Annotated in this window: 9 protein-coding genes; 2 read left to right on the forward strand and 7 right to left on the reverse strand. The window is 46.8% G+C overall.

Translation table 11 applies throughout. The features are described 5' to 3' along the window. Positions 1-84: 84 nt before the first annotated feature. Positions 85-384, forward strand: coding sequence for a hypothetical protein (locus tag K8S15_02560; protein ID MCD4774915.1), 300 nt, complete (start codon positions 85-87; stop codon positions 382-384). Positions 385-475: 91 nt separating this feature from the next. Here the strand turns inward: K8S15_02560 and K8S15_02565 are convergent, their stop codons facing one another. The 3 genes from K8S15_02565 to K8S15_02575 are packed head-to-tail and all read right to left on the reverse strand — an operon-like array spanning position 476 to position 2,763. Beyond that, complete coding sequence (locus K8S15_02565) at positions 476-1,546, reverse strand: radical SAM protein (GenBank protein ID MCD4774916.1); 1,071 nt, start codon at positions 1,544-1,546, stop codon at positions 476-478. Between the two features lie 3 nt (positions 1,547-1,549). After that, positions 1,550-2,026, reverse strand: a complete 477-nt coding sequence (locus tag K8S15_02570; GenBank protein MCD4774917.1) for a DUF2141 domain-containing protein — start codon at positions 2,024-2,026, stop codon at positions 1,550-1,552. After that, entirely contained in the window at positions 2,023-2,763 is a 741-nt protein-coding gene (locus tag K8S15_02575; protein MCD4774918.1) for a flavodoxin family protein, read from the reverse strand. Before K8S15_02575 ends, K8S15_02570 begins: the two co-directional genes overlap by 4 nt. 119 nt (positions 2,764-2,882) lie before the next feature. On the opposite strand from K8S15_02575, the gene K8S15_02580 reads away from it, so the two are divergent. Beyond that, on the forward strand, positions 2,883-3,527 hold the full coding sequence (locus K8S15_02580; protein ID MCD4774919.1) for a TetR/AcrR family transcriptional regulator: 645 nt from the start codon (positions 2,883-2,885) through the stop codon (positions 3,525-3,527). A 12-nt stretch (positions 3,528-3,539) separates the two neighbouring features. Here K8S15_02580 and K8S15_02585 read toward each other — a convergent pair whose 3' ends face one another. From K8S15_02585 to K8S15_02600, 4 genes are all read right to left on the reverse strand, one after another. Further along, entirely contained in the window at positions 3,540-4,907 is a 1,368-nt protein-coding gene (locus tag K8S15_02585) for a tetratricopeptide repeat protein (protein MCD4774920.1), read from the reverse strand. Between the two features lie 183 nt (positions 4,908-5,090). Continuing rightward, positions 5,091-5,852, reverse strand: a complete 762-nt coding sequence (locus tag K8S15_02590) for an alpha/beta hydrolase (protein ID MCD4774921.1) — start codon at positions 5,850-5,852, stop codon at positions 5,091-5,093. Positions 5,853-6,100: 248 nt separating this feature from the next. Further along, the gene (locus tag K8S15_02595) at positions 6,101-6,574 is read right to left on the reverse strand and encodes a hypothetical protein (GenBank protein ID MCD4774922.1); all 474 of its coding nucleotides are present in this window, start codon (positions 6,572-6,574) and stop codon (positions 6,101-6,103) included. Between the two features lie 29 nt (positions 6,575-6,603). Next, positions 6,604-6,777, reverse strand: a 174-nt coding sequence (locus K8S15_02600; protein MCD4774923.1) for a tetratricopeptide repeat protein, incomplete at its 5' end; no start/stop codon positions are given.

Consider the following 6,777-nt stretch of genomic DNA (forward strand, 5'->3'; position numbering starts at 1 on the left):
TAGTAAATCGTTGTGACACAACTATTATACTACAATTTGGAGCTTCTTTCAACCCCTACGTGTGATGGATCCGGGTTAGGCCCCATGATTCCACAGCCCGGGGCCGGCTGGGAACATTACACGTTTGAAATTCCTAGCCAGTCGACCGAGCCCACTCCCGCAGGCTGGCATGGCGGGTGCGGTATCGACCCTGAGAACTTCCGGCCGGGGATAGACTGGAACGACATTATTGTCAATGTTGACCGCCTTGAGATCTGGTGGTGGAATCCATCCCTCTTTGGTATCATTCAATTATGGGATATAGGCGCTGACAATATCACGATACTCACTGATGGATCATCGCTGGAGTGCAGCACCTGGGCACAGATCAAAAATCAGTTCTGAGGAAATTGGGCATGAAGGGGTCAAATCTTTACTCTTGACATTAGAGTATGAATTGTGAGAAATGTCAAGAGTAAAGATTTGACCCCTTTGGTTATTGTCTGCTTTCCTCCAGAACGGAAGCAACCCAATTTCTATTCTCCCACAGAGCGCACCCGCCCATTGATTCGGTCAGCATGGAATGATTTTTTCTAATCGTCTGAAGAAACGCGGACCCGAGGCCTTCTTTGAGTGTGACATCATTGAGATTTATATCAGAGAACGGAGCAAAGGGGCACGGCTCGAGATCTCCCGATGCACTGATGTGAATGAATCCTCTTCCGGCAGCAAGGCAGCCGCCGTACTGCTCCTCTTCACCTGGAAGGGCAATGAAAAGAGAAGAAAATTTTTCCCTGAGAACCGCAAGGGCAGGCGCAATGCTCTTCTGCTGCTCAGCGGTCAGGCACCGGGCCTCTGTACCTTCTTCCAGGGGAACGTACTCAATAAAGAAGATGATCCTGCATCCGGAATCAACGAGGTTACCGATGAAATCATCGTCGGACAGGAGTCCATAGTTGCTTTTAGTAAGCGTTATCGATGTTCCGAAGAACAATCTTGCTTCTTCCATCTTCTTCATCACGGCTTCGATCGATCGAAAAGTTCCCTTCCCTCGTCTGAGGTCGGTTTCAGCCTCGGGACCTTCAACGCTGATGATGGGAATGATCTGCCTGTGCTTCCGGAAAGATTCAAGCATTCTGTCGTCTACGAGAGTTCCATTGGTGAACAGGGGAAACACAATCGAAGGAAAATCGCCCATTATTCTGATTATATCAGGCTGAATAAGCGGTTCTCCTCCGGCAATGAGAATGATCGAGACCCCCAGATCACGTGCTTCGGTTATTACCTCTCTGATTTTCGCAGAATCAAGGCTGTTCCCGTTCCCCCCCCGGTCCCTGGCTCTGGCATAGCATCCCCTGCACTTGAGATTGCATGAGTGTGTAATGCTGAAAATCAGAATGGGAGGAACATGGATTCCCTTCTTGTCATAATGCTCTCTGAGTTTCATCGATTTACGGAAGTGCCGGCTGTACCTCAGCAGGAAGAGACCGGATGCGGGTTTTCCATTATTGATCTTCAGGGCATTCCCGACCAGTCTGAGGATATTACTGGAAAACAGCTTATTCATTACTCAGTATTCCATCTCCAGGGTCATTTCCAATTCATCCGTTTCAAGGATAAAGCAGGCGTCATCAAATCCGGGAGGTCCGGACATCCCGCCTCTTACGCCGTTTGAAATGCAGTAACCCTCCGTGGGTTTGCCGAAGAGATTCCTGTTATTGGTTCCATCTCCATTCTCATCATGAAATGCCGATATCGCGTATTCACCGAATGGAAGGTCAGCGAATACGAATTCAACGGCTTCCCCTTCAATAACCGACATAACTCTTCTATAAGCGTTGTCCGGTTCCCTTAGAAAACCATCTTCCGATGCCCACAGCACCACTCTAATGCTTCCGTCAACGTTCCGCAGCGCTTCAATAGTGATCACTATTGTTCCGGTCTGTTCCTCAGCGGCTGATTCGGATTCAACGACTTCGCCGAATACTGTCACCGGTACAAGAAGGAGAAGCAGTAACATTCCATCAATTGCGATTCTTGTTTTCAAATCGTACCCCTTTCATTCTTTTCCAGTTTCTGCAGTTCCTCCGCAAAGAATTTGTTCGCGGTTTTTAGATACTGTTCATGAGGAACAATCGGTTTCGCAAGTTTTTCCTGTGTTTTATCGGATATCCGACCGTCGGTTACCAGTTCCTCCCCGGCTTTCTTCAAAAGCTTGTTGTAATGCATTAGAAAAGGCTTGAGAAGCAGTAAGGGATTATTAAGTATAGCGCCACCATCTCTATATATCTCCGCCAGAATCTTTGTTCCTGCATTTCTGACGACTCTTCTGAAAAGAAGTTTCAGAACCTGGAAATGCTCCATTCCGGTAAATCCGCAGTTCGAGATAACAACGAATCCTGGTGTATGACCTGTCCTTCCAGGGTGCCTGCATTCACCGTTCTCATCCCTTTCGATGAATGGTTGATAACGGGGAATCGTCCTGTCCAGAAAATCTTTCATAACCCCCGTTACATTATCCACGTAAAGAGGTGTCGCTATAACGATGATATCCGCTGAGAATTTCTCCAGCAGTTCCTCCATGTCATCCTTGATAACGCATTTTCCCGGTGTTTTGAGCCAGCAGGCCATACATCCGCCGCAATGACCTATTTTCTTGTCAGCCAGAATGATATTCTCGGTTTCAGCTCCCGCCTTTTCCGCTCCGGCAAGAAAATTCTCAACCATGATATGGGTGTTTCCGGTTGCTCCGCGCGGACTTCCGTTGAATGCGACTATTTTCATCTTTTCCCCTTTATCTATAAATGATCTCTATCTTAACAGCGTAAAGATATAACAAATCTTAACATTGTCAAGATACTCCCTTTTTTGTAGATTCATATTCGGGACAGGAGGAAAAAACAGTGACGGAAACCCGCAGTACTGATACATACCATCACGGCGATCTCAGACGGACTCTTATAGATAACTGCCTGAAACTGATAGAGGAAAAAGGCGTTTCAGGCTTCACGCTCAGAGAAGTCGCAAGAATTTCGGGTGTTTCACCCGCCGCTCCGTATCATCATTTCAAGAACAAAACCGAACTGCTGGCTGCAGTCGCTGTCATGGGCTTCGAAATGCTCGATGAAGCGCAGCGGAAGGCAACTGACGAATGCGACAATTCCGGATGCAGACTGAAGGCTCTGGGGAAGTCATACGTGATGTTCGCTGTGAATCACAAGGTCTATTTCCATGTGATGTTCAGAACGAGCAACGAACTGCTGTGGGAGAACGCGCAGGTGATGAATACCGCGAAACATGCTTTCAAATATCTTGAGAATACCATTCGTGAACTGCATCCGGAATCAGAGGAAGGTAACGACGATCAATACAAGGCGGCAATGCTCACATGCTGGTCGATGGTTCACGGTCTGGCTTCTCTGTGGGTAGACGGCCCGCTTAGAGCGGCGGAATCAGGCAAAATGGATATCGAGGAATTAATCGATCTTGTTATCTGTCAGTCTAGAATGCCCAGAGTCTTTGATGTAAACCTGAAACTTCCCAAGTAAATTGAAGAGGTGTTATGAATTCCCCTGAGCGGTTTGCTTCTGGTCTATGCTGTAATCTTTTCCGTAAAGTTTGATCATACACTCAGGACAGAGACCGTGAGAGAATTTCGTGTCGGAGTGTTCTGAAATGTAGGACTCGATCTGCTGCCAGTAACCGTCATCATCCCTGATTTTCTTGCAATTCGCGCAGATTGGAAGCATACCCTGAAGTTTATTCACCTGCACCAGGGCCTCGCGAAGCTGATAGTTCATCGTTGAAAGCTCTACGTTCCTCAGACGATAAATCTCAGCTTCCTTCTCTTTTTTCTCGGTTTCGAACTGCACCTGAAGCGTTGCAATTTTCTCTATGCTTTTTTCGTTCAGATGTTCTTTCACGCATGTGTTCAGTTCCCGGCAAAACATGAGCGCTTTCTTCAGATCGTTTTTCTTTTCGTATAGATTGGTTATTTTTTTCAGACATGTGATCTCAATGTCCTTGACCTTCAGCTCCCTTGTCATTGAAAGACCTCTCTCGGCAAATTCCGCTGCTTCATCTAAGCGTCCCAGGTGGCTGCATGCACCGCCCGCGCAGCAACAGGAATATGCGACTCCCCTTTTGTTGCCAAGCTCCTCATACAGTTCAAGGCTACTGACGAAGTAATCAAAGGCTGCCTGATATTCACCTGAATCCTCGTGCAGACTTCCCAGATTGCCGAGAGTACTGGCTTGCTGTTTCTTTTCCTCAATCCTTTCGCAGAGATCAAGTGCTTTTAAAAATAATTCCCTTGCATTATCAAGTTCCCCTTTTTTGGCAAAAACAGTCCCTATATTGTTATAGAGGGATGCCAGATTTGTATTGTCACGTGACTTCTCCCATACCGACTCGGCATGTTTGTAGAATGAGAGAGCCAGCTTAAGCTTATTGAGTGTGGCGTAGCATACCCCTATATTGAAGTAATAACTTGCGAGTTTATCGCTTCCGTTATCGCTTTCCTGCATCTTCTTGAGAGCTATATGATAGTGCTCAAGAGCATTATCAATCAAACCCTGAGCGAAATAAATGTTGGCCAGCCTGCTGTGAACAGTCGCTATCCCTTGTTCGTCATCGAGGCTCTCATAAATCTCCATCGCGCAATGGCAATGAGTCAGTGCTTCGTTAAAATCCCCCGCTTCGAGATGAAATACTCCCAGCGCCATACGACTTCTAGCTTGCTCCTCCAGGATTCCGTGTTCCTTTGCAATATCGTAAGCTTCAAGGGCATAGGCTTCAGATGTATGAGGATCAGAATGGAGACATGCGTAAGCGAGTTTGTTTAGAACACCTGCAAGCTTTGAACTGTCGCTTTCATCTCTGAGTTTTTTGAGTTCCTTCTCCAGTTTTACAATTTCCCTATTCGGCATGAAGCATAATCCAAACTAAAATTTTCGTGAAACAGCGTTTCCCATGAAGTTCTGCAACTCGATAGCATAATATCCATTCATAAAACAGGTGTCAATTATCAGGAAGATTCTCTTAACTGTTTCAGAACTGATTTTATAAGCACGCATATTGCTAGCAACCTTTAAAGATATGTATGGTTTTTGTCATTCAGCGGTGACGAATTCCTCAAGTGCCCTGTAGTACCGCGGGTAATTCTGTATGTCGTTATGATTCGCGTTTTCAATGACGACTACTTCCAGAATGTCCTGGTCGAACTTCGAGATAAGGTTCTCCGTTGACCAGCCGGGAATCACCTCATCCCTCTCCGCCATAATGATAAGTGTTTCTGCGGTGATGCTTCCAGCCCTGCCTGCGGAATCGTAGCGGTCCTTTATCATGAGCTTCACCGGCAGAACCGGGTAAGCTGCGCGGGCTACGTTCACCATGCTGTCGAAAGGCTCAACCAGCACCAGCCTGTCCACCTCTCTCTGAGAGGCCAGGTAGCTGGCTACACCCGTTCCAAGGCTTCTACCGATGACTGTAACCTTCGAGTGGTTCTGCGATACGTGGTCGTAGATCACCAGAGCATCCGCACACAAACCTTCTTCCGTAGGGATTCCGTCGCTCTCCCCGTAGCCTCTGTAGTTGATAAGGTAAACGGTTTGGTTATCAAAGATAACCTTGAAATCGGGGATGCTCGCCTCGGGTCTCTCACCGTTTCCGCCGAAGTAGATGACAGCTTCGTCACTGCCCTCGTTCACTATCCATCCTCTGAGGGTGATTTCTCCGCTCCGTATCTCTACAGGCTTCTCGCCGGTGTACAGCACCCCCTGCTGCGGGAAGTAGATGAAATCTCTCTGGTTCAGATAGAGGTAGGCACATACCGCAAGGTATACAACCGCTGCTATCAGGATAACTTTTATCATCATCCTCCTGATCGGTTTTCGTTTATGCTCTTTCTTACCGCCATTATTTGTCATATGCGTAGCAGTCATTTTACATCATCACCAGAGCTTATCAAGAACCCCGAATATTTCAGGATCCTTTATTTTTGCGTTTTTTCTTAAAAGCTGAACACTTACTACAAATTTATTGCAATCAATGCTTTCATACCAGGTTTCGGAAGAAAAGCTCAACAGCAGATGTGATATACGAACTTTTACGAAGCACGTGCTTACTCTTTTAAGAAATCCCTACCGTAGAGCCTTATCATGCACTCGGGGCAGAGGCCGTGGGAGAATTTCGCGTCGGAATGGCCGGAGATGTAAGACTCGATCTGCTGCCAGTAACCGTCATCGTCCCTGACTTTTTTACAGTTCGCACAGATAGGAAGCATTCCCTGAAGTCTCCTCACGTGAGCCAGAGCATCACGAAGCTTATCGTTCATCCTGGAAAGTTCCACGTTCTTCATACGGTAGATCTCGGCTTCCTTTTCTTTTTTCTCTGTCTCGAACTGTACCTGAAGCTCCGCTATCTTTTCCATGCTCTTCTCGTTCAAATACTCTTTGATGCAAATATTCAGCTCGCCGGAATACTGAAGTGCTTTCTGCAGATCACCTTTTGCCTCGCAGAGATTCGTTATCAGATCCAGACAGTGGATTTCCCAGTCCTTCATCGAAAGCTTCCTTGTTATTTCAAGACCTCTCATGATAATTGCTTCAGCTTCAGGGAGACGCCCTACGGCGGTGTATACCCCGCCGATACAACCGCATATGTAGGCAATTCCTCATACAGTTCAAGGCTCCTTGAGAAACACTCCAGAGCTGATTCGTTCTCCTCCAGTTTTTCATGCAGATTTCCCAGATTACCCAGAGTGCTTGCGGTACCTTTTACATCTCCAAGGTCTTCCCT

Source organism: Candidatus Aegiribacteria sp. (genome assembly GCA_021108005.1).
Lineage (GTDB): Bacteria > Fermentibacterota > Fermentibacteria > Fermentibacterales > JCC-6 > Aegiribacteria.